The 26,573-nt window shown below is 44.2% G+C and carries 22 protein-coding genes; 15 read left to right on the forward strand and 7 right to left on the reverse strand.

Translation table 11 applies throughout. The annotated features are described in order from the left end of the window. Positions 1-203: 203 nt before the first annotated feature. From priA to ACTD55_RS11180, 3 genes are all read left to right on the forward strand, one after another. Positions 204-2,390, forward strand: a complete 2,187-nt coding sequence (gene priA, locus ACTD55_RS11170) for a primosomal protein N' (RefSeq protein ID WP_438864409.1) — start codon at positions 204-206, stop codon at positions 2,388-2,390. A 125-nt stretch (positions 2,391-2,515) separates the two neighbouring features. Next, positions 2,516-4,639, forward strand: a complete 2,124-nt coding sequence (locus ACTD55_RS11175) for a methyl-accepting chemotaxis protein (RefSeq protein ID WP_438864410.1) — start codon at positions 2,516-2,518, stop codon at positions 4,637-4,639. Between the two features lie 194 nt (positions 4,640-4,833). Beyond that, positions 4,834-6,423, forward strand: a complete 1,590-nt coding sequence (locus ACTD55_RS11180; protein ID WP_438864411.1) for an ABC-F family ATPase — start codon at positions 4,834-4,836, stop codon at positions 6,421-6,423. 54 nt (positions 6,424-6,477) lie between these two features. Here the strand turns inward: ACTD55_RS11180 and amt are convergent, their stop codons facing one another. Together amt and ACTD55_RS11190 are read right to left on the reverse strand one after the other, a co-directional pair. Further along, on the reverse strand, positions 6,478-9,519 hold the full coding sequence (gene amt, locus ACTD55_RS11185; RefSeq protein ID WP_438864412.1) for an ammonium transporter: 3,042 nt from the start codon (positions 9,517-9,519) through the stop codon (positions 6,478-6,480). A gap of 214 nt (positions 9,520-9,733) precedes the next feature. After that, positions 9,734-10,492 carry a PEP-CTERM sorting domain-containing protein gene (locus ACTD55_RS11190; RefSeq protein WP_438864413.1) on the reverse strand — a complete coding sequence of 253 codons (759 nt, stop codon included), beginning with the start codon at positions 10,490-10,492 and terminating at the stop codon, positions 9,734-9,736. A 419-nt stretch (positions 10,493-10,911) separates the two neighbouring features. On the opposite strand from ACTD55_RS11190, the gene ACTD55_RS11195 reads away from it, so the two are divergent. The 8 genes from ACTD55_RS11195 (at position 10,912) to ACTD55_RS11230 (ending at position 17,672) form a co-directional block, all read left to right on the forward strand. Next, the gene (locus ACTD55_RS11195; RefSeq protein WP_438864414.1) at positions 10,912-11,442 is read left to right on the forward strand and encodes an SPOR domain-containing protein; all 531 of its coding nucleotides are present in this window, start codon (positions 10,912-10,914) and stop codon (positions 11,440-11,442) included. Positions 11,443-11,548: 106 nt separating this feature from the next. Next, on the forward strand, positions 11,549-12,073 hold the full coding sequence (gene hslV, locus ACTD55_RS11200; protein ID WP_416306462.1) for an ATP-dependent protease subunit HslV: 525 nt from the start codon (positions 11,549-11,551) through the stop codon (positions 12,071-12,073). 11 nt (positions 12,074-12,084) lie between these two features. Continuing rightward, complete coding sequence (gene hslU, locus ACTD55_RS11205) at positions 12,085-13,413, forward strand: HslU--HslV peptidase ATPase subunit (protein ID WP_438864415.1); 1,329 nt, start codon at positions 12,085-12,087, stop codon at positions 13,411-13,413. Positions 13,414-13,571: 158 nt separating this feature from the next. Then, the gene (locus ACTD55_RS11210) at positions 13,572-13,991 is read left to right on the forward strand and encodes an ATP-dependent zinc protease family protein (RefSeq protein WP_438864416.1); all 420 of its coding nucleotides are present in this window, start codon (positions 13,572-13,574) and stop codon (positions 13,989-13,991) included. A 21-nt stretch (positions 13,992-14,012) separates the two neighbouring features. Then, a complete protein-coding gene (gene rimK / locus ACTD55_RS11215; RefSeq protein ID WP_438864417.1) occupies positions 14,013-14,918 on the forward strand; it encodes a 30S ribosomal protein S6--L-glutamate ligase in 906 nt (301 codons plus the stop codon). Positions 14,919-14,920: 2 nt separating this feature from the next. After that, the gene (locus tag ACTD55_RS11220) at positions 14,921-15,946 is read left to right on the forward strand and encodes a succinylglutamate desuccinylase/aspartoacylase family protein (protein WP_438864418.1); all 1,026 of its coding nucleotides are present in this window, start codon (positions 14,921-14,923) and stop codon (positions 15,944-15,946) included. A gap of 107 nt (positions 15,947-16,053) precedes the next feature. Beyond that, positions 16,054-16,488 (forward strand): Zn(2+)-responsive transcriptional regulator, encoded by a 435-nt coding sequence (gene zntR, locus ACTD55_RS11225; RefSeq protein WP_438864419.1) that lies wholly within the window; start codon positions 16,054-16,056, stop codon positions 16,486-16,488. Then, positions 16,485-17,672, forward strand: coding sequence for an SO_0444 family Cu/Zn efflux transporter (locus ACTD55_RS11230; protein ID WP_438864420.1), 1,188 nt, complete (start codon positions 16,485-16,487; stop codon positions 17,670-17,672). Before zntR ends, ACTD55_RS11230 begins: the two co-directional genes overlap by 4 nt. On the opposite strand, the gene ACTD55_RS11235 is transcribed toward ACTD55_RS11230, so the two are convergent. Together ACTD55_RS11235 and ACTD55_RS11240 are read right to left on the reverse strand one after the other, a co-directional pair. After that, positions 17,669-18,742, reverse strand: a complete 1,074-nt coding sequence (locus ACTD55_RS11235; RefSeq protein WP_438864421.1) for an MJ1255/VC2487 family glycosyltransferase — start codon at positions 18,740-18,742, stop codon at positions 17,669-17,671. The genes ACTD55_RS11230 and ACTD55_RS11235 overlap by 4 nt on opposite strands. Before the next feature lie 9 nt (positions 18,743-18,751). Beyond that, positions 18,752-19,264, reverse strand: coding sequence for a phosphatase PAP2 family protein (locus tag ACTD55_RS11240; protein WP_438864422.1), 513 nt, complete (start codon positions 19,262-19,264; stop codon positions 18,752-18,754). Between the two features lie 191 nt (positions 19,265-19,455). Between ACTD55_RS11240 and rraA the strand changes: the two genes are divergently transcribed. From rraA to ACTD55_RS11255, 3 genes are all read left to right on the forward strand, one after another. Next, positions 19,456-19,941 carry a ribonuclease E activity regulator RraA gene (gene rraA, locus ACTD55_RS11245; RefSeq protein WP_438864423.1) on the forward strand — a complete coding sequence of 162 codons (486 nt, stop codon included), beginning with the start codon at positions 19,456-19,458 and terminating at the stop codon, positions 19,939-19,941. Between the two features lie 16 nt (positions 19,942-19,957). Beyond that, a complete protein-coding gene (locus ACTD55_RS11250) occupies positions 19,958-20,971 on the forward strand; it encodes a formimidoylglutamase (protein WP_438864424.1) in 1,014 nt (337 codons plus the stop codon). Between the two features lie 500 nt (positions 20,972-21,471). Further along, entirely contained in the window at positions 21,472-23,019 is a 1,548-nt protein-coding gene (locus ACTD55_RS11255; RefSeq protein ID WP_438864425.1) for a hypothetical protein, read from the forward strand. A 124-nt stretch (positions 23,020-23,143) separates the two neighbouring features. Here ACTD55_RS11255 and ACTD55_RS11260 read toward each other — a convergent pair whose 3' ends face one another. The 3 genes from ACTD55_RS11260 to hutI form a co-directional block, all read right to left on the reverse strand. Beyond that, the gene (locus ACTD55_RS11260) at positions 23,144-23,593 is read right to left on the reverse strand and encodes a hypothetical protein (protein WP_438864426.1); all 450 of its coding nucleotides are present in this window, start codon (positions 23,591-23,593) and stop codon (positions 23,144-23,146) included. Between the two features lie 346 nt (positions 23,594-23,939). Further along, complete coding sequence (locus ACTD55_RS11265) at positions 23,940-24,491, reverse strand: GNAT family N-acetyltransferase (RefSeq protein WP_438864427.1); 552 nt, start codon at positions 24,489-24,491, stop codon at positions 23,940-23,942. A 9-nt stretch (positions 24,492-24,500) separates the two neighbouring features. After that, positions 24,501-25,733, reverse strand: coding sequence for an imidazolonepropionase (gene hutI / locus ACTD55_RS11270; RefSeq protein ID WP_438864428.1), 1,233 nt, complete (start codon positions 25,731-25,733; stop codon positions 24,501-24,503). Between the two features lie 120 nt (positions 25,734-25,853). On the opposite strand from hutI, the gene hutC reads away from it, so the two are divergent. Continuing rightward, a complete protein-coding gene (hutC, locus tag ACTD55_RS11275) occupies positions 25,854-26,570 on the forward strand; it encodes a histidine utilization repressor (RefSeq protein WP_438864429.1) in 717 nt (238 codons plus the stop codon). Positions 26,571-26,573: the final 3 nt, after the last annotated feature.

Below are 26,573 nucleotides of genomic sequence, written 5' to 3' on the forward strand. Positions count from 1 at the left end.
TCGACGAGCTTTAAATTCCTTTCTCCGTGCCCCTGTGGTCAATAAGCTTTTTCTTTTTTTGCTTTTGGCTCGCCACTCGAAGTCCGCTGCTCGCTGCTATTACTATTTCCTATTCTAATTAAATCGAATACATGACCTGACGCGGCAGTTACTTTATAGTAATAAGCCTGTAATGTTAGTTTGCCTCTACTACCTGAGATCCTATGGCCTGTACTATTGCTGATGTAGCCATTGGCGTTCCTAAACGTACCTTATTTGATTACCTCATTGCTGACACCGTGCCAGAGATTGGTGCGCGGGTACTAGTACCATTTGGACGGCGCAAACTGGTGGGTATTGTATTAGGTCTCAAAGAGCAATCCAACTGGCCGGTTGATAAATTAAAACCAATCGAACAAGTATTAGACCAACAGCCGGTGTTTAGCCCCGCCATGCTAACCATGCTTAAGTGGGCTAGCCAATATTATCAACACCCTATTGGTGACGTGTTGCAATCCGCCTTGCCGGTATTATTACGCAACGGCAAATCCAGTCAGATGCCAGCTATTTTAATCTGGCAATGTAGCGAATCGGGTCAACAAACCGACGAGGCTGAGTTAAAACGTTCGCCTAAACAGCAGCAACTACTGTTGTTGTTAAAACAACAGCCGATGCCAGACAGCGAACTAAAACAACAATTTAGTAGCGCCATTATTAACGCACTGCATAAAAAAGCATTGATTGAACAACAACATATTATCCCTGAGCTGGAAAATTACTGGCATCATCAATTACAAATATCGTCAGGCCCCAACCCGGGAATTGAACAATCGCTGGCGATTACCGGTATCACCAGTCACCTAGATCGGTTTCATCCAGTTTTACTCGAAGGCGTAACTGGCAGTGGTAAAACCGAAGTCTATTTACAAGCCATTGAGCCACTATTAAAACAGGCCAAACAGGTATTGATTCTGGTACCGGAGATAGGACTCACGCCACAAACAGTACAACGCTTTAAAACACGTTTTAATGCCCCGGTGGGATTATTGCATTCCAATCTGACCGATAACGAACGACTGGCGGTATGGCGTCAGGCCAAAGAAGGTCAACTCGCCATTGTTATTGGTACCCGTTCGGCGATTTTTACCCCTTTTAAACAGCTGGGGATGATTATCGTTGATGAAGAGCATGATAATTCCTATAAACAGCAGGACGGTTTCCGTTATCACGGACGGGATTTGGCGGCTGTCCGCGCTCGCCAACAGAATATTCCGCTACTATTAGGCAGCGCCACACCCTCGTTGGAAAGCTTACACAACGCCTTAAGCAACAAGTATCAACATTTTCAATTACAACAGCGCGCGGGTGTCGCTCAAATTGCCCGTCAGCAGGTGTTTGATATAAAAAATCAGCCTCTGCAATTCGGCATCGCCAAAGGCATGCAAGATCGCATGGCGGCACACTTGCAACAGGGTAATCAGGTGATGGTGTTTATTAACCGACGCGGATTTGCCCCCAGTTTGTTATGCCATCATTGCGGTTATGTAGAGATGTGCCATCGCTGTGATAAAAGCTATACCCTGCATAAAGGACTGAATAAACTGCAATGCCATCACTGCGGTGATGCTAAACATATTCCCCAGCATTGTCATGACTGCCAATCTCCCCAATTGATCAGTATGGGAGTCGGCACCGAACAGCTAGAACAGGGTTTAAATCAACTTTTTCCTGCTTACAAAAGTATCCGTATTGATAGCGACAACATCCGCAGTAAAAGCCGTTTTCACCAGATGCTGGAAGATATTAATCAGGGTGAATATCAGATCTTGATTGGCACGCAAATTTTAGCCAAAGGCCATCATTTCCCCAAGGTAACCTTAGTACTGATAGTGGATGTGGATGGCGCATTATTCAGTATGGATTTTCGCGCGGCGGAAAATTTATCCCAGTTAATAACCCAAGTAGCCGGGCGGGCTGGTCGAGCTGAACAACCAGGCGAAATGTGGTTACAAAGTCATCATCCCGAACATCCGTTATTACAAGACTTGCTCAATAACGGCTACGGCCACTTTGCCCGTTATGCTTTGCAGGAACGTAAACTGGCACAACTCCCCCCTTTTAGCTTTCAGGCATTAGTTCGTGCTGAAGCCAATTCAGCCAATAAGGCTCATCAATTTTTGCAACTGGCACAGCAGTATTTTATCGATGCCAACGAAGTTATCAGTATGGGCCCCTTCCCCGCCCTAATGGAGAAACGTCAGGGTCGTTACCGCATGCAGTTACTGCTACAAAGTCCCAATCGAGCCAGCTTGCAAAAAGCCCTCTTTAATGCGATCCCTCAGATTGAAAATCGTCCTGAAAGCAGCCAAATTCGCTGGTCAGTCGATGTGGATCCGCAAGATTTCACATAAACAACCTGCCACTTTCAATTTCATTCTATAATTCAGTAAGTTGTACACACATATCAGTGCAAATTTAACTCACAAAATACTGATTCGATACGATATATAAAGACTAAGTAAAAAAGGATATAAATATGAGTTGGCAAAATCGTTACCAAAATTTCAGTATTAGCACTAAATTATTAGCGTTAATCGTTAGTTTAGTTTTGCTATGTGTATTGCTGCTGTCTTATTTTTCTTCTTCCAGCTTAAATAAAATATCCAAAGAACAGCTTACCGCCACGGAAGTGCAATTAAAGCAATCGGTACTGGCCGCCATGCAACTAACCGGTGAAAATGCCGCCGCTAAAGTGCAGGCTTTACTCAATCAGTCTTTCACCGTACCAGTTTCATTAGCCAATATTCTCAAGAACAGCGCCTATCCCAATCAACCACTTAGCCGCAGTGCCGTCAAAGAGCTGGATCGTTCCATGTTGGAAGCCAACCCGCAAATCAGCTCTATCTATTCACAGTTTGAAGCCCAGGGATACGACAACCGGGATGCAGAATATGTGGGTAATCTGGAGCATAGCAGTAACAGCGGAACCATGGAGATTTACTGGGTTCGTGAAGATGGCAAGCTGGTTTACTATCCGGTAGATGATCCGGAAGAAAAACATTTGGATAGCGTTAATGAACTCGGTATACGCGAAGCCGAATGGTATTTATGTGGTCGCGATACCTTGGCTCCCTGCGCATTGGATCCCTATTTGTACGAAATTGAACCGGGCAATGAAGTCTTGATGACCACGCTGGCCGCTCCGGTAGTGGTCAATGGCCAGTTCCGCGGCACAGTAGGAATTGATATCAATTTACCCGTCATCCAGCAATGGATCAGCCAACAGGCTAAAAGCTTCTATAATGGTCAATCCCGTTTAACTCTGGTAAGCCAACGGGAGTTGCTGGTCGCCTCCAGTGAATTTCCCCAACAACTCAGCCAACAGCTAAAAAATGTCTCGCCAGAATTAAAAAAGGTACTGGATAGTGCCGACCATACTATTTCCGACGATAAATTCTGGCATGTTAAAGTGCCGATTAATATTGCTCAGGCCAACACTCAATGGCAATTACTGGTCTCGGTGCCAGTTGATGTGGCCATGGCTCCGGTGGCCAAAATGGCCAAAGTGGCCAACGATACCTTTTCCTCTGAACGGGCTAACTTTATTTATGTTGCGTTAATATTGCTGGTCGTTGCCATTGTTCTGGTGGTGTGGCTGGCTCGTTCTATTTCTCGGCCGATTGAAACCGTATCAGGCGCGATTGCGTTACTATCCAGTAATGAAGGCGATCTCACCCAAGAAATTAATGTCCGTAATCATAAAGAATTGATTGAAGTGTCCGACGGACTAAACCGCTTTATGGAAAAACTGCGGGATATGATCATCTCGCTTAAATCCGAAGCCACCGAGCTTAATAGCCAAGTAACTGAACTGGATGGTAAAGCTTTATCCATGCGGCATGAAACGGATGAACAGGAATCCAATCTGGATAATGTGGTTGCCGCGATTAACCAAATGGCCGCTACCGCCACCGAAGTCGCAAATCTGGCCAGTGGTACCGCCGATAGCTCGAATAAAAGCGCTACGATGTTAACCGAGACCCAGAACAGCTTCCGCCAAAATGTCGACGAGGTGAATTCTCTGGCCACTCAAATCCAATCGTCTGCGGATAAAGTGTCTGAGGTGGCGCATCGTAGTCAGGACATCACCAGTATTGTCGTTACTATTCAAGCCATTGCCGAACAAACTAACCTATTGGCATTAAACGCCGCCATTGAAGCTGCCCGCGCTGGTGAACAAGGCCGTGGCTTTGCCGTGGTTGCCGATGAGGTACGCAGTTTGGCGGCCAGAACCCAATCATCAACCCAAGAAATCGGAGACTTAATCCAGAACTTGCAACAAGAAGTAAATCAGGCCGTTACTTCACTGGGACAAATTCAAACATCTGTCACCAGTACCGTAGATAAGACCCATGTGAGTTTTGAACAACTATCCGAGGTGTTAGTCAGTATTAACGATATTAACGATAATGCCGCGCAAGTCGCTACTGCCGCTGAAGAGCAAAGCCAAGTCAGTGAAGATATTAATCGCCGTATTGTCGCCATCGGTGATGGCAGTAAACAATTATCAACGCTGGGTGATGAACTCAAAGCATTAAGCCAAGTGGTCCATTCCGTTGTTGAATCAATGAATAAACAATTAGGACGTCTTAAATCGTAACGACAGTGAATATTGGAGGTTAACCTCAGAACGATTGGACGGATCCGTTCTGACGTTAACCTAATCCAACTAACCGTCCCTCACTACATCATTCTTCATGACTTTGTGGCATACTATGCGCCAAATTTTAGCCGGGCCATATAGATTCGTTGCTTCGGCCTATTTCTTTGTATCGCTAATCCGGAATTAAGACATTGTTAACAGCTTCTAATATCACCATGCAATTTGGCGCCAAGCCATTATTTGAAAACGTCTCGGTTAAATTTGGCGAAGGTAATCGCTATGGTTTAATCGGTGCTAACGGCTGTGGTAAATCCACGTTTATGAAAATTCTTGGCAGTGATTTAGAACCGTCTTCCGGCAATATATCCAAAGATCATAATGAACGTATTGGTAAATTAAAGCAGGATCAATTTGCCTATGAGAAATTTTCGGTAGTGGATACCGTCATTATGGGTCACGAAGAATTGTGGGCCGTAAAATCCGAGCGTGATGCCATTTATGCCAAAGCAGAAATGAGCGAAGAAGATGGTATGCGAGCTGGCGATCTTGAATCTGAATTTATGGAAATGGACGGATATACCGCCGAAGCTCGAGCCGGGGAACTATTAGCCGGGTTAGGCATTCCGGTAGAACAACATTTTGGCCCGATGAGCGAAATAGCCCCGGGCTGGAAACTGCGGGTGTTATTGGCTCAGGTACTGTTCTCCGATCCGGATATTATGTTACTCGATGAGCCCACCAACAACCTCGATATCAACAGTATCCGTTGGTTGGAAGATATTCTCAATGCGCGTAACTGCACCATGATCATTATCTCGCACGACAGACACTTTCTGAACAGTGTATGCACTCACATGGCTGATTTGGATTATGGTGAACTACGTTTGTTCCCGGGCAATTATGATGAATATATGACTGCTGCGACTCAGGCTCGTGAACGTTTGTTATCCGATAATGCCAAGAAAAAAGCCCAGATTGCCGAACTTAAAACCTTCGTTAGCCGCTTTTCGGCAAATGCATCAAAATCCAAGCAGGCCACTTCACGTGCCAAGCAAATTGATAAAATCGAATTGGCCGAAGTCAAACCTTCAAGTCGCCAAAATCCATTTATTCGTTTTGAGCAAACTAAAAAGCTGCATCGCCAGGCTTTGGAAATTGAAGGACTGGCCAAAAGCTTCGACGAGCAGTTATTTTCCGGCTTTAACTTAATGGTCGAAGTAGGCGAACGCATCGCGGTTATTGGTCCAAACGGGATTGGGAAATCAACCTTGTTAAAATGTTTAGTGGGCGATTTAGAGCCTTCTGCAGGTATGATTAAGTGGTCTGAAAACGCTAATATTGGTTATTACGCGCAAGATCACGCTCATGAGTTTGAACAAGACATGAACCTGATGGACTGGATGTATCAATGGGCTCAGGAAGGTGACGATGAGCAGGTGATGCGTGGCACGTTAGGGCGTTTGCTGTTTTCTCAAAACGAGATCACTAAATCAGTTAAAGTCATTTCCGGTGGTGAGCAAGGTCGCATGTTGTTTGGTAAATTAATGCTGCAACGGCCAAATATTCTGGTGATGGACGAACCGACTAACCACCTTGATATGGAATCCATCGAGTCATTAAACCTGGCGTTAGAAAACTATCCCGGAACCTTGATCTTTGTCAGCCATGACCGCGAGTTTGTATCGTCATTAGCGACCCGAATCATCGAATTAACTCCAACCGGAATTGTTGATTTCCACGGCAGCTACGAAGAATACCTGACCAGTCAGGGTGTGCAGTAACTCTAACTGATCTCGATAAGTATGAACAATACCCGCTATCAAGCGGGTATTTTTTTATTGCTGCAACGGCAGCAGTTGTTCTATCTGTTGAGCCGATAAAGGCTTATAAAAATAGAATCCCTGAAAAACCGTGCAGCCTTTTTCAATCAAAAACTGAAGTTGTTGAGGTGTTTCCACGCCCTCTGCCACCACCGCGAGTTCCAAATTTTTGGCCAAATTGATGATCGTGGCGCAAATTTGTCCGTCCTCGACAATACTGGCGCATTCATCCACAAAAGAACGGTCAATTTTTAATATATCGATGGGTAGGCGTTTTAAATAATTCAACGACGAATAACCGGTACCAAAGTCATCAATAGAAATTTGGATGCCCAAGGCTTTAAGTTCAGCCATTGCCCGAATACATTGCTCAATATCAGTCACCAATACCCCTTCGGTTATTTCAAATTCCAGACGATTTCCGTCTATCTGGTATTTTTCCAGAACACCACGAATAAAGGGCAACAAGGTATTAGAAATAAGCTGTTTACCGGATAAGTTAATCGATACCGGTATCTCCGCAAGCTGGCTATTTTGCCAATGTTGCATTTGTGCCAACACTAGCTCAATCACCTTTTCTCCAATACTGAGGATTAAATTAGACTGTTCTGCCAAAGGGATGAATTCCGCTGGGGAGATCACACCTTCAATAGGATGGGTCCAGCGGATTAACGCTTCCAATCCGACGATCTGCCGGTGATGATCCACTTTAGGTTGATAGACTACCGAAATTTGTTGATCCGCCTGCAATGCATGGCGCATTTCCTGTTCAAAGTTAAATTCCCGGGCCGACTGATTAGCCATCTCTTGTTTGAACAACTGATAATTATCCCTGCCGCTTTGCTTGGCATGGTACATGGCAATATCCGCTTGTTGCACCAATTGCCCGGCCTGAGTTTTATCCACGGCAGACAAAGCAATACCAATACTGGTGGGAATGCTAATCTCGCGCCCATCTAACTCAACGGGTTCACGCATTGCCGCCAAAATGTCATTCGCTTTATTGACAACAAACTCTTCATTGACACCTTGTTCAATCAAAATAACAAATTCATCGCCTCCCCAGCGAGCAATCACATCGGTTTGACGGGTGACTCTGCTGAGTCGTGTCGCCACTTCTTTGAGCAAATCATCACCGGCATTATGACCCAATGTGTCGTTGATTTTTTTGAACCGATCCAGATCCATAAAAAATACCGCCAACATGGTATCTGGAGCAGGAGGAAGCTGAATAATCCGGTTAAGCCGGTCGATCAAATAGGTACGGTTATACAACCCCGTCAGCGGATCGCTGTAAGCCATATTTTTTAATTTATCCTGCAATTTTAACTGACGTGTTACATCCCGCACATGAAAGGTGAATTCATTGCGCAGTTCACCGCCAAGTTCAGCTCCGGTAATGGTAATTTCTGCCGGAAAAATATCCCCGGAGCTACGGCATAAATGAATCGAATTACGACGATTGCGCAACAAACCTTGAGAGGCAGAAAACTTGTGAGACAGGCTATCTCTGATATTTTTTTGCTCAGAGGGTTGAACAAATAACTCTATAAAGTTCAAGCCTTTGACCTGATGTTTAAGATAACCAAACATCTTTTCCGCTGAGGGATTGAATTCAAGAATATGACCGTTTAAATCAATACTGACAATGCTGTCCATCGATGAATTCAGAATGGCACTCTTACGTTTTTCGCTGGCTCTAAAGCTGTTTATGGCATCATCACGTTGAGATATTTCGGCCTTAACCCGATCAATGACCTGATTGTATTGTTGAGCGATTTGTCCCACTTCGGTAAAAGGCTCCACCGGCACCGACTCAACAAAATTTCCATCATGCTGTTGCTTGCTCATCGACCCCAGCAGATCAATCAGCTCGGTCGATGCGCGATGTTCCGAAATATTCATCCCCTGCATTTCATTCTCGGCAGAAACCCGTAACGCCACGAAGCGATTAATCAGTTTTAACAATGCATAGCCCAAGACAAAACTGCACACATTAATAGCCAGAATGCCAAGTAGTTGCACAGATAACTGCTCGGTTCGGGTTAAACCGGTATCTAAAATGGTTAAATCGCCAAATAATGCAACCGCAACCGTTCCCCAAATGCCAGCAAACAAATGCGTCGGAATGACCCCCAGTGCATCGTCTAGTTTCAGCTTTTCCATTAACAGCGTGCCGGCATATAAAATAACCCCGGCCACCATGCCAATAACCGCCGACTGTGCAGGACTAACAGCATGACAGTTAGCAGTCACCGCCACTAATCCGGCCAAAATCCCGTTCAGAATAAAGGTGACATCGATATAACGATGAAAATAGTAATGACAAATACTGCTGACCACGCCCCCCCATACCGCTGCCAAACAGGTATTAAGAATAATCACTGGTACTTGGTCGTTAAATAGCAACGTACTGCCACCATTAAAGCCAAACCAACCAAGCCAGATAAGCAACGTACCTAATGCAGACATAGGTAAATTGTTACCCACCGGCAAGGGTGACTCGGAGTCAAACCGGCCGATTCTAGGACCGATGATCATAATCGCCGCCAGAGCAACTGCCCCACCAACTGAATGCACCACGGTTGAACCGGCAAAATCGATAAACCCCAATTGCTGTAGCCAACCGGCATTATTATGATTGAATGCACCAGCCCATGCCCAGTGACCGGTTAACGGATATATCAAGCCACTGAGAATCACCGTGACCCACAAATAGCCTCTGAATGTCATGCGTTCCGCTACTGCCCCCGACATTAACGTCGCAGCAGTACCGCAAAACATCAGCTGAAAGATAAAAAAACTGATTTCATAAGCCGAATTATGTTCGCCGAACAGGAAGTGGCTGGTTCCCCACAATCCATAATAGGAATCACCAAACATCAACGCGAAACCAAACAGCCAAAACATGATGGTGGAGATAATAAAATCGGTAATGTTTTTAGCGGCAACATTAATGCTGTTCTTACTGCGAATTTTACCGCTTTCCAAACATAGAAAACCGGCCTGCATCAAGAAAACCAGAAACGCTGCAGTTAGCAGCCAAGAGTAATCCACCCACTTCTCCATTCACCTTTTATGCAATCCAGTTTGCAAGAAAACTCTACTGAATACAAAAGTTTATGCGGAAAAAGTCAATAGTTATGCAAGTGTTAACAAGACGCTAAAAAAACTTACAAATGAGACTGATTAGTTAAACAATGGAGGCCGTGAATTTCAGCAATAAAAAAGCCGGTAAAAAATACCGGCTTAATAACAGAGCAGGGTTGGATTAAGCTTTTTTACGTCTTAACAGTAAAAATGCCCCCAAACCAAATAATGCTAATGTCCCTGGCTCTGGAACATCGGTCGCGAAAAATGTCACGTTCGGTGTGAACGAAGTGTAAACACCATATGTATCAGCATATTGTGGCAAGCCATATTGATATGAAGCCATACCTAATCTACCCACATTTAAAGACCCTGTATCTGCACCGAATTCTGGCACCCAATCACCAAAAATATAAGATAACTCATTGTTTTCTCCAACTTGAGCTTGGGCTCCATCGGCATTTGCATCGGTCGCGTTATTAGCTTGATGACCTGAAACATTCCAATTAGTTGAACCATTATTATTCAACACAGAAATTGTATATATAAAGGACTCTGGGACTAATACCTGCGGCAGAAAAATATCTACAAATGAACGTGATGACCCACCATTTCCACCAGCAAGAAAGTGTTCTGTGGTTTGACTATAAATCAAACTCCCCAACGCAGGTTCGCCGCTAGTATCTACGTTATATAATGCAACTTGAATTTGAGCATCGTAATCCGCACCATAATTTGAGGTATCCCAGATTAATTGAGTCAACTGAGCGGCTCCACCCTCAAGTGAAATATAATCGCCCATGGTTGTCGCTGTGCCAGCACAAGTTGGACACAAACCACCAATTACATTATCCGCAGCCTGATAAACAACCCCAGCATTGGCATTACTTGCTACCAAAAGAGCAGTCGCTATGAACATCTTATTTAATAATTTTATCATTGCTAATTCCTTAATATTCAACATCAACTAGTACTGTAGTACTAAAAGCAAAAACCAAGCCAAATAAACAAAAACGATTAACTTCAAACAGTTAGACATATAAAGTGCGACATGATTTATATGTTTGTAAAAATAACTGACATTAAATTGTATATAAATCAATCAACTAGATGTACTTACGCGAATATTTAAATAATTGACGAGATAGCGCTATCAAACGCGGATTATTAGTTTAAATGTCACATTTTAATCCACCACAACGTTCAATGAGACAAGCACTTATATTTTGTGCCGATTTTTGATTGTGCCAATTTATATAGTCGGTACAATCATCGCTTCAGGAAAATGTGACCTGTCCTGCGACAAGTTAATTAAACGTCAGTTATATCTAATTCATCAACAAGTAGTAATGCAACGTTATGGCACCAAAAGATTATGTTTCCCGCGGTAAATCAACGGCTAAAGCAGCACCGGAAAAGTCCCCATTACCTTGGTTAAGAATTATTATTACTGCGGCATTAATCGCTGGGTTTAGTTATTTTTTGTGGTCGATAAAAGGTACGGCTCCCGATACCGCTCCTAAAAAAGTCGTTGTGGCAGAGCAACAGGCCGATCCATTACCGGAAGTCCCAAAAGAAGAATGGGAATTTATTGATGCATTGGATCATCAGAATATTGAAGTGGATGTACCCGAGCCACAAGAAGCCAAAGATACCCGCCCCTATAAAATGCAGTGCGGTTCATTTCGCCTAAAATCACAAGCCGAAGAAATGAAAGCCAAGCTCGCCTTTGGCGGACTGGAGGCGGATGTTAGTGGTTCACAAGGAAAAAATGGCTTGTGGTACCGAGTCGCAGTCGGACCGATTGAAAACAAGCGCGAAGCAGAACGTAAAAAACACCAGGCGCGAAAATTGGGTATCGCGACTTGCCAAATTTGGCGCTGGAATTAATTCAACCTTGAAATTCCCTTCCCCCATCCCTACATACTGACTATCAGTTACACCGCCTCAAGACCAAAGGATCTTCATGCGGTGTTTTTTCAGCGTAGGAATAAATATGACCACTATAGTATCTGTCAGACGTGGTAATCAGGTTGTTGTCGCCGGTGACGGCCAAGTGTCACTGGGTAATACCGTGATGAAAGGTAACGCCCGTAAAGTACGTCGCTTGTATCATGATAAAGTATTAGCCGGATTTGCCGGCGGTACTGCCGATGCCTTCACCCTGTTTGAACGTTTTGAAGCTAAACTGGAAGCTCACCAAGGCCATCTCACCCGTGCGGCAGTGGAACTAGCCAAAGATTGGCGTACCGATCGTATGTTACGCAAACTGGAAGCCTTATTGGCCGTTGCCGATCATACCGGATCATTAATCATTACCGGCAACGGAGATGTGGTTCAGCCAGAAAATGATTTGATTGCAATTGGTTCTGGTGGCCCCTTTGCTCAAGCCGCCGCAACTGCCTTATTGGAAAACACCGAGCTTTCAGCTCCCGAAATTGCCGCTAAAGCGCTGACTATTGCAGGCAACATTTGTGTTTTCACCAACCAACATCAAACAGTTGAACAACTGGATTACTAAGAGACTTATTCATGTCTGAAATGACCCCAAGAGAAATCGTTCACGAACTGAATCGTCACATCATCGGCCAGAATGATGCCAAACGCGCGGTGGCCATCGCCCTGCGTAACCGCTGGCGTCGTATGCAACTGGAGCCTGAATTACGTCAGGAAGTGACTCCTAAAAATATCCTGATGATTGGTCCTACAGGTGTGGGTAAAACCGAGATCGCCCGTCGTCTGGCCAAATTAGCCAATGCCCCTTTTATTAAAGTCGAAGCCACTAAATTTACCGAAGTGGGTTATGTGGGTAAGGAAGTCGACTCCATTATCCGTGATTTAACCGATATGTCGGTGACCATGACCAAAGAACAGGAAATGGCCAAAGTCAGATTCCGTGCCGAAGAAGCAGCCGAAGAACGTATTCTGGATAAATTACTGCCTCGCCCGGAAAATAGCTGGGGCGACCAGGAACCCAGTCAGGATAAAGGCACACGTCAGGCATTCCGTAAAAAACTGCGTGAAGGTCAACTGGATGATAAAGAAATCGAAATCGATGTGACCCTACCGCAAGTCGGTGTCGAAATCATGGCCCCCCCAGGTATGGAAGAAATGACTAACCAGTTACAGGGCATGTTCCAGAATTTGTCCGGTAATCAGAAAAAATCCAAAAAGCTGAAGATCAAAGATGCCTTTAAATTATTGATTGAAGAAGAAGCTGCACGATTGGTTAATCAGGAAGATCTAAAGCAAAAAGCCATCGATTTGGTAGAGCAAAACGGTATCGTGTTTATCGATGAGATCGATAAAATTTGCAAACGGGAAAATGCCGGTGGTGGCGATGTCTCCCGTGAAGGTGTACAACGCGACCTGTTGCCTCTAGTGGAAGGCTCAACAGTCAGTACTAAACATGGCATGGTCAAAACCGATCATATGTTGTTTATTGCTTCGGGTGCGTTCCAGATGTCCAAACCTTCAGATTTAATCCCCGAATTACAAGGCCGTTTGCCGATCCGCGTCGAATTAAATGCATTGGCGGCCGAAGACTTTGTCCGTATTCTAACCGAACCCAACGCGTCATTAACTGAACAGTATAAAGCGTTAATGAAAACCGAGAGCGTGGACATTAATTTTACCGAGGACGGCATTCAGCGGATTGCCAATGCTGCCTGGCAAGTAAATGAAAAAACCGAAAATATCGGTGCCCGTCGTTTGCATACCGTGATGGAAAAATTGATGGAAGAAATTTCCTTCGATGCATCCGAAAAAAATGGTTCCAGCATTGAAATTAATGCCGATTACGTGAATGACAAACTCGACTTGCTAGTGGATAACGAAGATCTGAGTCGTTTCATTCTGTAATATTAAATCCCCTCATACCAACATCAATACCGCCTTCCATGGCGGTATTTTTATGCCCACGGAAAAATATTTTCATTCTGTTATGATTATTTTTAGGCACTTTGTGATATTCATGATATATCGCTTCATTGTAATTAAAGATCATCAGGTTATAACAAGTGAAAACAACTTTAGGCTGGCGTGAATGGGGCGCATTACCCGATTTGGGCATTGATGCCATCAAAATGAAAGTAGATACCGGAGCTAAAACCTCCTGTCTGCATGCCTTTAATCTCGAACCTTTTGAAAAAAATGGTGAGCAATGGATAAAAATCTTTTTGCACCCCAATCAGAATGACGATCAAACCGTGCATGAGTGTGAAGCTCGGGTAATTGATCAACGCAGTGTGCGTGACTCTGGTGGCCATGAAGAAGTGCGCTATGTAGTTGAAACTCAACTACAATTAGCAGAGCATCAATTTCCTATCGAACTGACGCTGACCAATCGCGATAGCATGAAATTTAGAATGCTGCTAGGTAGACAGGCAATGTTGCACCGATTTATTGTTGACCCTACCGCTTCATACATCATTTCTTAATCTAACCAAATAGGCCCTAATATGAGAATTGCCGTTCTATCTCGCAATGCTAATTTATATTCCACACGCCGACTGAAAGAAGCCGCCATAGAACGTGGTCATGACGTGCATGTTGTCGATGCCTTAAAATGCTATATGAACATCAATATGCAAACCCCATCCGTACATGTAAAAGGCCATGAATTACCCCATTTTGATGCCATTATTCCGCGTATCGGTGCTTCGGTAACGTTTTACGGCACCGCCGTATTACGTCAGTTTGAAATGATGGGCGTTTATCCGGTCAATGAATCGGTGGCGATTACCCGTAGCCGCGATAAATTGCGTTCATTGCAATTACTTTCACGCAAAGGTATTGGCTTGCCCATTACCGGCTTTGCCAATCAGGCCAGTAATATTCCCGATCTGATTGAAATGGTCGGTGGTGCGCCATTAGTAATTAAACTGCTTGAAGGGACCCAAGGGATCGGTGTGGTACTGGCCGAAACCCGTTCAGCGGCAGAGAGTGTTATCGAAGCTTTTATGGGCTTAAAAGCCGATATTATGGTGCAAGAATATATTAAAGAGGCCGGTGGGGCCGATATACGCTGTTTCGTGCTCGGTGATAAAGTAATTGCCGCCATGAAACGTCAGGCTAAAGCGGGGGAATTCCGATCTAACCTGCACCGTGGCGGTACTGCCACCGTGGTACGTTTGACTCCGGAAGAACGCAGTACTGCGGTACGCGCTGCACGCACCATGGGCTTAAACGTCGCCGGGGTGGATATTTTACGCTCTAGCCATGGTCCGGTAGTAATGGAAGTCAATTCATCTCCGGGCTTAGAAGGCATTGAAGCCGCTACAGGTAAAGATGTGGCAGGTAAAATTATTGAGTTTATCGAAAAAAATGCCAGCGCAACTAAAACCCGTACTCGTGGAAAGGGGTAACCATGCCCCGTCGCCCTGCCTTTGAACTTGCCGATAAAATCATCCCTGCCGGTAAACAGGTTTCGGTTAAAATACCATCAGTCAGACTTTACACCGATACCCCAATTGATTTGCACGTGGAAGTATTTCATGGCATCAAAGAGGGTCCGACCATGTTGGTGTGTGCTGCAGTACATGGTGATGAATTAAACGGAGTGGATATTTGTCGCCGTTTAATTAAAAAGCTTAACCCTAAACGGCTGCACGGTACGGTGATGATTGTACCTATTGTCAACGTATTTGGTTTTATTCAGCAAACCCGTTATCTGCCGGATAGACGGGATTTAAATCGCTGTTTTCCGGGGTCGGAACAAGGTACGTTGGGCTCCCGTTTAGCCCATTTATTTTCATCTCAGTTAATGAGTCGTGCCAGTCATATTATCGATCTGCACACCGGCGCGATTCACCGTAGCAACATGCCGCAAATCCGCGCCAATGTGAAAGATCCGGTGGCATTAAAAATGGCTGAGGCTTTTCATGTTCCGATTATTTTGCATGCCAAAGAATTAGACGGCTCACTGCGAGCCCAAGCGAGCAAATTGGGGTGTTCGGCAATTATCTACGAAGCCGGTGAAGCCCTGCGCTTTGACCAAACCGCCATTAAAGCCGGTTTAAATGGTGTACTGAATGTCATGAAAGAGCTGGGTATAGTCCAGCGTCGTGGTAGTCGGGTAAAGTTTGATCCCATTGTCACCAACCATAGCCAATGGATACGTAACGAAAATGATGGGGTTATTATTAGCCGCATTCGTTTAGGTGAACGAGTCAAGAAAGGCCAAATTTTAGGTTATTCAGCCAGTCCTCATGGCGAAATGGAACAAGCCATTCGCTCGCCTATTGATGGTATGGTAATTGGTATCTCCAATATCCCCGTAGCCAATCAGGGTGAAGCGTTATTCCATATTGCGCGTATCAGTACCGATCAGATCTCCGAAGCCGGTGATATTGTTGACTCGTTTATCGAAGATTTTGATAGTCGGGTGCTGTAAGCCAAACACGAATACTGCCGGTTATTTTTTCTGTGTAAAAAATCTGCTTGACCCTAAAGTATACTTTAGGGTTTATCCTTATAATTCATTTAGAGGATGGTGGATAAATGAATAGTCAGTTTTATCAAATTGGGGAATTAGCCAAGCAAACCCATATTAGCGTCGAAACCTTGCGCTACTATGAATCTAAAGGGCTGATCAGCGCACAACAACGTACCGACTCCGGCTATCGATTATATGCAGAAGCCGATGTGCAGCGTTTACATTTTGTCTTGCAAGCCAAAAAAGTCGGCTTTTCACTTAAAGAAATTGATCAGTTATTAAATCTTCAAGTCGCAAAAGATCGGCATACCTGTGAAGAGGTCAAACAGGTAACCGGTAATAAAATTGAAGAAATCGAACAAAAAATTCATGATCTTAATCAAATAAAACAGGCACTACAGCGTTTACATCAGGCCTGTTGCGGGGGTCAAGAAAGTGCCGCCAACTGCTCCATTTTACAAACATTAGAAGATCCGGATTTTTCAGGACAATTAAAATGAATATGCTTATCGAATTGCTCAGCCACTTTATTGATCTGTTTATTGAATCAGCCCCTTGGCTACTGTTGGGTTTGCTGATTGCGGGATTAATGCAATGGTTAGTGCCCATCAGTTTATTACAAAAACAGTTAGGTAAAAACGATACGTCATCGGTAATCAAAGCGGCTTTAATAGGCGCGCCCTTGCCACTTTGTTCATGTGGAGTCATTCCGGCCGCAATAGGATTACGACGCGCTGGCGCTTCAAAATCGGCCAGTATTTCCTTTTTAGTCGCCACCCCTGAAACAGGTGTGGATTCAATTTCCGTATCTTATGCGCTATTAGGGCCTTTTATGGCAATCGTTCGACCCGTTACCGCCATTTTAAGCGCGATATATGCCGGTTTATTAGTGATGCTGGTAGACCGGCCAGAAAAGCAAACTAAATCAGCCGATGTTTCTCGTCCGAGCAACACCAGCTGTTGCGCCAGCGAGCAAGTCGAAACCGTAAAACAAAGTTGTTGTGCCAGTGAAACGCCTGAACCGGTTAAAAAGAGTTGCTGCGCCAGTGAGAGTCAGGAGCCCGTTCAAAAAAGCTGTTGCAGTACTCCGTCTGCTAAAGAAAAACCGGTCAGTCTTGGCCAGCGATTAATTAATAGCGTTAGTTTTGCCAGCGGAAAATTATTGCGTGATATCAGTATTTGGTTATTGATTGGATTGGCAATGGCAGCGTTGGTTAAAACCTTTGTACCAGTGGACTTTTTAACCCAATGGGGGGGTGGTTTTATTGCTATGGCAGTCATGGCACTGATCGGCATTCCCATGTATATCTGTGCGACAGCATCCACCCCCTTAGCGTTAGGTTTTCTAGCGGCTGGTGTATCACCTGGCGCAGTACTGGTGTTTATGCTGGCGGGACCTGCAACCAATATTTCAACCATGGGCATGATCCACAAAGAGTTGGGTACCCCGGTATTAATTACCTATCTGTTCAGTATTTTTACCGCGAGTATTGGGTTTGGTTATCTAACTAATTGGTTGGTTGATCAATATGACTTTACCATTGCTGCAACAACACTCAGTGGACATCAGCATAACCAATCTTATCTGTATCTTTTTTGTGCGCTGTTGTTAGCAGGATTAATGCTAAAAAACCTATTTCGTTGGCTTAATATACGTCAAGCCAACAGGCTGCCATCAAATTAAGTTAACCTGGGGTAGCGGTTTAATAACCGCTGCACCGGCTCGGGATAAACCACTTGTTCCCATAACGTTTTGCATAACTCGCCGGTCTCATCCCAACGCCGGGCTTTAATCCAGTCGACGAGTAAATCAACATCCTGCGGAAAAATCACTCTGTCCACACCAGGCGCCAATAGCCACTTTTCCAGTATATCGGTATCTAATGCTTCCATACTGCTACACAAATTCAGCTCTAGCAGGGTTAACACATTAGATAATTGCTCAAATTGGCCATGCAGGGGTTTGATCAGCAACTTTTTGCCCAACATTAAACATTCGCTGGATAACTCAAAGCCGCCATTGGCAATCACACCGGCACTTTCAACAAGGGCTTCACGAAACCCCTGCTTTGAAGTTTTACGCCATTGAATGTTGTCGTCGTCATAATCTGCCTCCAATTCAGGATGGAAACAAATAAAACGCCGTTCGCTGATAGGTTTAAGAAACTCTTCAATATCGGCAAGGCTCTCAAAAGGCAAATACACCAAATATTGGTCACTGCACATATCCCTGCCTAACTGAATATCAATCAGGGGAGGTAACAAATTAAAACCAAAATGATGCCAATGAACGCCAAGGTTGATATCACAAGGGGCGAAATGTTTTAGCAGCAGCCGGTTCAGCATATTGTCGCCCTGCTTGGGCACTGCATGAGCAAAAGCCGCCTGATGGCTAATCGATATGGATGGAATACCTTGTCGACGAGCTGCCCAAGCGGAAACCGGCTCAAAATCATTAATCAATAAATCATAGTCGGCTAAATCTAACGATTTGATGTCTTGGAAAAACTGCCCCACTTTGGCATTGCGAAAGGTTTTCCAATGGTCAATCGAGCCATTGCAGGTAACAAAAGACAACCCATTGCGATGTTGATAATCACCAAACACTTCCATATCAAAATATTTACTTTTATCTCGGCCACTAAACAAGTAATCCACTTGTATATCATCTCTGGCGGCAAAGGCTTTAGCCATCACGCGGGCACGGGTAATATGACCATTACCGGTACCTTGTATACCGTAAAATATTTTCATACTGCTCAACTATAAAAGGATAGAAAGACTAATCAGTGCGATGGTTTCACCTAACAAGGCACCTACAATAATATCGCTGGGATAATGCACACCGAGTAACACTCGGGAAATCCCAATGATGCTCGCCCAGATGTAAACCAAAGGCATAATTTGTGGGTAAAAGCTGGCTAATAGTGACGCCATTAAAAACGCGGCGGCGGTATGCCCCGAAGGCAGACTGAATCTATCTGACGGGGCGATATGGGCGGTAAAGTTACTGAATAAATCGCAAGGGCGCTGACGCTTGAAGGACTTTTTCAAGACCACATATAAGGGCAATTCCATCGCATAGGCCAACAATGCACAATAAAGCAATACCGTGCCCTTTTCTTGCTCGAAGTACCAAATCAGCAAGGCAACCAATAAGTACAGGTAGCCATCGCCCGTTTTTGAAACCAAACGGATCACATTGCAATTCCGACCCGCTGTTTTATTAAAAATCCAATAAAACAGCTGTGTATCTGTGCGTGAGAGCAAATTCATATCAGAACACCTCTAACTTTATTAATAACCAATGCTAGAAGCGCTTTTTGAAACAACCGTGACAATATTAAGAAGCTTTAATGACAAACAAGGCCTTGGCAGAGTAAATCGCCTTAAATGCAATTGAACCTTTTAACTATATGACTTCTGGCAGTATACTCATTGCTGCATAGTCTGATTTAGGGATCATCATGGATTACAACACCTCTGAGCTTTGTGATTTATTTACCGATAGTGTCGATGTCGTCGAACCCATGTTTATTAGTTATGGTGGGCGCAGTTCCTATGGCGGTGAAATCACTACCGTTAAATGTTTTGAATCCCGAGGCCTAATTGAACAAGTCTTACAAACACCGGGGCAAGGTAAAATATTACTCGTTGATGGCGGAGGTTCGATGCGTCGGGCACTTATTGACGCTAACCTGGCACGCCTCGCTCTGGAAAACGAGTGGGAAGGTATTGTCTGCTACGGTAGCGTGCGCGATGTAGATTCACTGGTAGATATGGACATCGGTATTCATGCCATTGCAGCCATTCCGGTCGGCGCTGATTTTGAGCCTAACGGTGAAATTGATGTGGCCGTTAACTTTGGTGGAGTTACTTTTTTACCAGAAGATCATCTGTATGCCGATAGCTCCGGAATTATTTTATCTCCCGAACCACTCGATGCCGAATAGCGCTTTTAAGCTCTAAATGCTGCCCTTTTTACACCCTTTTACCCAACAGCAACGCCTGGAAAACACCAAAACTCGTCCCGGGGAAACCCGGATGGGTGAAGCCATTGGCTTATTATCCAGTACCTTAACACTACAAAATGCGCATCAGAACGGGTTTCGCTATGCAGTGGTGGGAATACCAGAAGATATTGGTCCCCGCGCTAATTTGGGTAAAGGCGGAGCGGATAAAGGATGGCAGGCCTTTTTAACTTATTTCCTCAATCTGCAATCTAATTCGTTTTTATCCGGCCAAGATATTTTGCTGCTCGGTCAGGTGCAAACTGACGATCTGGAGGGGCACAATACCGACTCATTACGGCGTGCCTGTAGCGAGTTGGATGAAAGGGTAAATGCGGTATTGCAACAATGTTTTAGCGCCAATTTAATCCCCATCGTCATTGGCGGTGGACATAACAATGCCTTGCCCATTATTCAGGCATGTTATCAATCAACACAACAACCATTGGCCGTGGCCAATCTGGATCCCCATGCGGATTTTCGTCAACCGGAAGGACGCCATAGTGGCAATCCGTTCCGCTACGCCTATGATGCCGGCTGGTTAAATCGCTACACCATCATTGGTTTACACGAACAAAAAAATTCCCAGTCAGCCCTAAATGCCCTGCGCCAAGCGGCTTTTCCGTTTTACAGTATTCAGCGCTGGAAATGGCGTCAGGAAATTCAGCTCGACGAAATTCTGGAAAAAACCGCAGAATATCTGGCTAACAGTCATCTACCCATAGGCCTGGAAATCGATTTAGATGCCATTTCAGATATGCCGTCCAGCGCCATTACCCACTGCGGAGTCAGTTCAGTGGACGCACTGCACTACATTGATTATTTGGGCCAACTGGAAAATATCCGTTACCTGCATATAGCCGAAGGCGCCCCGGAAAGACATCCCGCAGGCATCGAGGCAGGAAATCAGATAGTGGGTCAGATGCTAACTGAACTGGTATGTACCTTTATTAAGGCCAGAGAACACCAGTAGATAAAAGGATTAATTACCCCTCACAATGAACCTAGGGAGTAATAAAATCTCATACTAAATAGTTCTTCATTATCGAATTTTGACGTCCGGATTGTGCCATTTGTGGTCGTAGACTATTTTTAAATGGCTCCTAAAAGCAGACACCCAATACTTTTGTGTAGGATCTGAAAAGAGCGATGTAGCAAAAGCAAATTAGCCACTAGTTGACGATCTGTTCGGGGTGGAAAGCGGTCATCGACAAGTTATGTTCTTTTAGATAATTAAGCTGCACTTGAAAATAGACTATTGGGGCCCGGTTTCAGGCCCTTTACGGTCATTAGCAGGCAGTATCATTTTAAGGGATAGTTACAGTAGGAGGACTGACATGCCATGCAAATTAGCCCCCAAGCGAACATTTAAACAAATCAAACCAGTCAAAAACAACAGCTGTCACAGGGGGTTGTAAATAGTTTTAATTCTTCTTATATTCAATACAGTAATCAACGAAGGAGTAGTTGTAAGTGAATACAGTGGAGGTTAGTTATCGCGCATTTATCGCTTTTTTAATAGTGTTTTTATTGAATTCAGCCAGTTTTGTCCATGCAAACCCAGGGACTAAGACGAAAATAAATTTACTCGTTGAAAGAGACTATCAACCAGATTTTTTTTCTGGTAGTTGGCTAGTTTCAACGGAAACCGAAAAAATTGAGGCGCTCATATGGTCAAATGAAGTCGGTAGAACCGTCGGTTATTTATTCTCCCACAAAACTGGGTTTCTCTATGAAATACTGATAGAACCTCAGCGATTACGAGGTAAGCATTTTTTCATTGTTTCTCGAAAAGAAAAATTTTCCCCAGCTTATAACTCGTCAACTTATAAAGATATCGACCGATGGATTCATGGCTATATTGTTGATAAAAACAGTTTCAGACTTGAGGCAAAAGAATCACAACAGAAGTTTTTTACAGATGAGTTAGGAAGCAACAAGGACGCACAGTTAGAGTTTTCCCGGGCAAAAGTTTCAGAAGAGTTTGTTTTACAATTGAATGCATACCAATATTTAAATAGTAACTTTACTCACCAATTAATCGCTCCGTTAGCAATATTTCGTTCCGAAACCCCTCAATTTCTTGTGGCTGAAGAGATAGAAGAATTCGTTCAAGAGAATATTCATATGAGGAAAAATAGTCCATACGACACTATAAAAACGAGGCCGATTTCCGAAATTAGCTTATCTCAGGTAAAAGATAACAGCCGAGAATGTAAAGCATTTAGCCGTGAAAATGGAAAGGTTCTATTTACCCGGTTAGCGAATAGAAAGGATAAGAAAAGGTTTTATTTTGCTGTAGAGGGAGAAGGCGTATTTTTTTATTATCAAGGAGGAGGAAGCAGTAAGGTTGAAATGTATGACCTAGCTTCACAAGATACTGAAACAGCTGTATTTTTGTGTGACAACCAAGCCTCTCCTAACAATAATAATTTACCAAGCGCATGCCCACTTTGTTTTTATCCTGCTGGGCGTTATCTAGACCAAGTTTATCGCGGAAATATCAGAGCTGATGAGGGCGACTACATGATTCCGCATCTTAAGCGCAGCGCTCACGCAAAGGTTAAGGATATAATTGACGGAACAAAGAGGTTAAACTTAATTGAAGAGATGCTGGGTTTTTACATGTTAAATTACTCGGATAGTCCAAAACAGTGTTTTCACCCTGGAGCATTTAAAATAACCAAAACCGTAGATGTGTCTGGCTACAAGATAACTGATGGACTCGGTTCGGAGGTAACTCGTGTGGACCCTTATCAGGTTAGTGATACATATAAACTTAACAAAGAATTTAAGGAGGCGTGTTCTGATATTTGTTTCAAACACGGAACATTAATAATTGAAGCTCAATCAGCCTCTTTATTTGAAAGAAAAGATAGTGTCAAAAAAGAAAAACAGACGGTTCTTGAGGTATTTAGCAGTCTTGAAAAGTTCATGAACGATTATGACTGTAATAGTGATGTTCGAAAGAAATTCGAACATAATTTAATAAAGCAATATAACTTTTATAACAGCCAATAGCATTTATATGGGGCTCTGTTACTTTGTCTCAGATATAGGTAACGCCTAAAGCAGCGTCCGTAGTGTAGGCGCGAAGCGCCGAAACGAAGGTCCAGCCCCGAAGGATCGAAGCTGACTTTACTTGTTAGGCATTTTTCATTGCGTCTATAGCTTTAAGATACTGCTGCTTTTCAAACACAAAACCTTCGAAAGCCGAATAATCCCAGTCATCGTCTCTATGAGGTTGCTCGAACTCAGACCAAATAACCTTATTGCCCTGTAAGCTGATTTTACAGAGCAACGGCCAGCAACCTACAGTACCGCACTCACAACCGAGCAGTGCTGTTTTGTTTTCTTCATCCCCCCAATCTGCCTTATCTTTTCCAAGATAATATTTTTCGAGTGAAGATAATACCTCAATAGCATGGTAGCCCCCTGCAAGGTCTGGATGTCCTTCCTTTGTTGCCATTGGCATCTCATAAGCTTTCATAATTTTTGCCAACGGTATGTCATCGATAAAGATATTAACCAGTGAAGATTCATAACCGGAATCATATTTATGCTTCTTTATGACCTTGAATGTAATCCTGTTCATACTTATGCCTAACGAGACTGCAGAAAAGTCGACTTTGACTGCTCACCACATCGTCTTTGTTTAAATTTACAATGCTCATAACCTTGCCGTGAGCAATGATATTTTGCAAAGTTTTTTACGCCTTGCTTTGATTTTTATGATGTTTGAAAGTTTTGTGAAAATGTCTGCTGAGTGCCAGTTGCAGACGTTAAGATTGAAGGATGTCAACGATCACTTTGTACCTGAAGCAGACTACCTCCTCAGTTATTGCCAATGTCAGATTTTCGCTCAATGCGGTCGTAACCAGTATGAGACTTGATTACTCTACCATTTCCCATCAACTCTGTGCCTGCGTGGTCACATAGCTTTAGCTTTTAATGTGCGACTGCCATTGTTCAACCGTGATTTTATACAACACATGTTCTGCTAATGGATGCCCTTGGGGAACTTTGGGATTAATAAAGTTTTGCTGCATATTGCGCATGCCAATTTTGTGCATCACCGCCTGTGAAGGAGCATTAGCAACCGCGGTGAAGGAAAATATCTGGGGTAAATCCAGTTTAACAAAAGCAAACTGCAAACAGGCTTTGGCTGCTTCACTGGCATAACCTTGTCGCCAGCTGTGTTTGGCTAATCGCCAGCCTATTTCTACACCGGGTTCTACCGGCAGAATGTCGGGAATAGGTTGCATCCCGACAAAACCGATAAAATCCCCCTGCTGTTTGCGCTCTACTGCCCAAAACCCCCAGCCTCGCTGACTAATCCCGTCCTGATAGCGTTGAATGCCTTCGTCACTTTGCGTGGCACTAAACGGGGCGGGGAAAAATTCGGTCACATCGGGATCGGCATTCAGATCGGCAAAAGGTTGTCGGTCGGATGCTTGCCATTGGCGTAAAATCAATCGGTCAGTTTCAAGCATAGTAATTATCTACAGGTTAATAACCGCACCATTTTGCCACATTTTAATAATTGAGTGGTTGCCAATTTGATAAGCCAACTGATTAGGATGGCTAATGTCCCAGCAGACTAAATCAGCCTGTTTGCCCACTTCAATACTGCCGATATGTTGCTCCATTCCCAGCGCCTTGGCGGCATTAATTGTCACCCCTTGCAGGGCTTCCTCTGGCGTCAATCCAAACAGGGTGCAAGCCATATTGATCATCAAGGGTAAATTGCAAATTGGTGAAGAGCCGGGATTGAAATCCGTTGCCAGCGCCATCGGCACCTTGTATTGGCGCAATAAATCAATGGGCGGTTTTTGGGTTTCTTTTAAATAATAAAATGCGCCGGGTAATAACGTTGCCACCGTGCCGCTTTGTGCGATGGCTTGTACACCCGTTTCATCCAGATATTCAATATGATCCACCGATAGCGCATTAAAACTGGCTGCTAATGCACTACCGCCCATATTGGTTAACTGTTCCGCATGCAGTTTTACCGGCAAATCCAGTGCCTTTGCTTGTTCAAATACGCGTCGGGTTTGCTCAACAGTAAAGCCAATCGATTCACAAAACACATCCACGGCATCTGCCAATTTCTGTTGGGCGACTTGTGGCAGTAATTCATTACACAGCATATCGATATACGCATCAGCATTGTCCGCATATTCAGGCGGTAAAGCATGTGCGCCCAGAAAAGTGGTCTGTACCTTAATGGGTAAATGCTCAGCCAACTGGCGCGCCACTCGCAGCATTTTTAATTCAGTTTGGCTATCCAGACCATAACCGGATTTCACTTCAATACAAGTGACGCCTTGTGATAACAACGTGGTCGCCCGCTGTAATGCCAGTTGCAATAATTCCTGTTCAGACGCTGCACGTGTGGCGCTCACAGTACGCTGAATACCGCCGCCCTGAGCAGCAATATCAGCATAACTGACACCCTGCAATCGTTGCTCAAATTCGTCGGCGCGATTACCGGCAAACACTAAATGCGTATGGCAATCGATCAGGCCGGGAGTGAGCCACTGTCCTTTCAATGATTCAATCAATGGCTCCTGATTTAATTCAGGTAACTCACTTTGTTGCCCGACCCAGGTAATTTGTCCTCCCGCCATCGTCAGTGCTGCGTTACGGACAATGCCGTAAGGTTGACCGTTTTCCGTTATAGTTGCCAGATTAACGTCCAGCAGCAACGTATCTGCGTCGACAACTAACCCCATATCAATTGCTCTTCTATCATTATTTATTAGCCTTATGCCAACTTGTCTATACAAGAATAATATGCCAGTATCTTGTATAGACAAGTAAATAACAAGTTCACCCACAACAATAGTCGAAATATGTCAGGTTCTAAATACCAACAGATAAAACAGCATATATTGGATAAAGTCGAATCCGGTCAGTGGCCGGAGAATCACCCTGTTCCTTCAGAAAATCAGTTGGCGCAGCAATTTACTGTTAGCCGCATGACCGCAAGGCGAGCTTTGCAGGAATTATCCGAACAAGGTGTACTAACCCGCACTCAGGGCGCGGCAACCGTGGTGGCCAGCCTGACATCCCAGTCTTCCGTTTTGGAAATTCGCAATATCGCCGATGAAATCCAAGCCAGACATCATCAGCATCATGCCAAAGTGCTGGCACTCAACTCAATTAAAGCCGATACCCAACTTGCTGCCCAGTTACAGGTTCCGGTCGACTCCGTTATTGCCTACAGCTGTATTTGTCATTACGAAAACAACATTGCAGTACAGCTTGAACAACGCTATGTGAATCTGGAACTGGTCAAAGACTATCTGCGACAAGACTTTACGTTAATTACACCACACGAATATTTATGCAATACCGCACCACTCACCGAGGCCAAGCATCAGATTGAAGCTATTTTGCCGGACGCATTAATGCAACAAACGTTGTCCATTGATGCAAACCAGCCCTGTCTGCATATGCACCGGCACACCTGGTCAAAAGACGGCATGGTCAGCTATACCTTGCTGACCCACCCCGGTAATCGATACAAACTTGGCGGACATCTGACCTTTTCGCCAAACGAAAAATGAGAA

The organism is Neptunicella sp. (genome assembly GCF_048268085.1).
Lineage (GTDB): Bacteria > Pseudomonadota > Gammaproteobacteria > Enterobacterales > Alteromonadaceae > Neptunicella.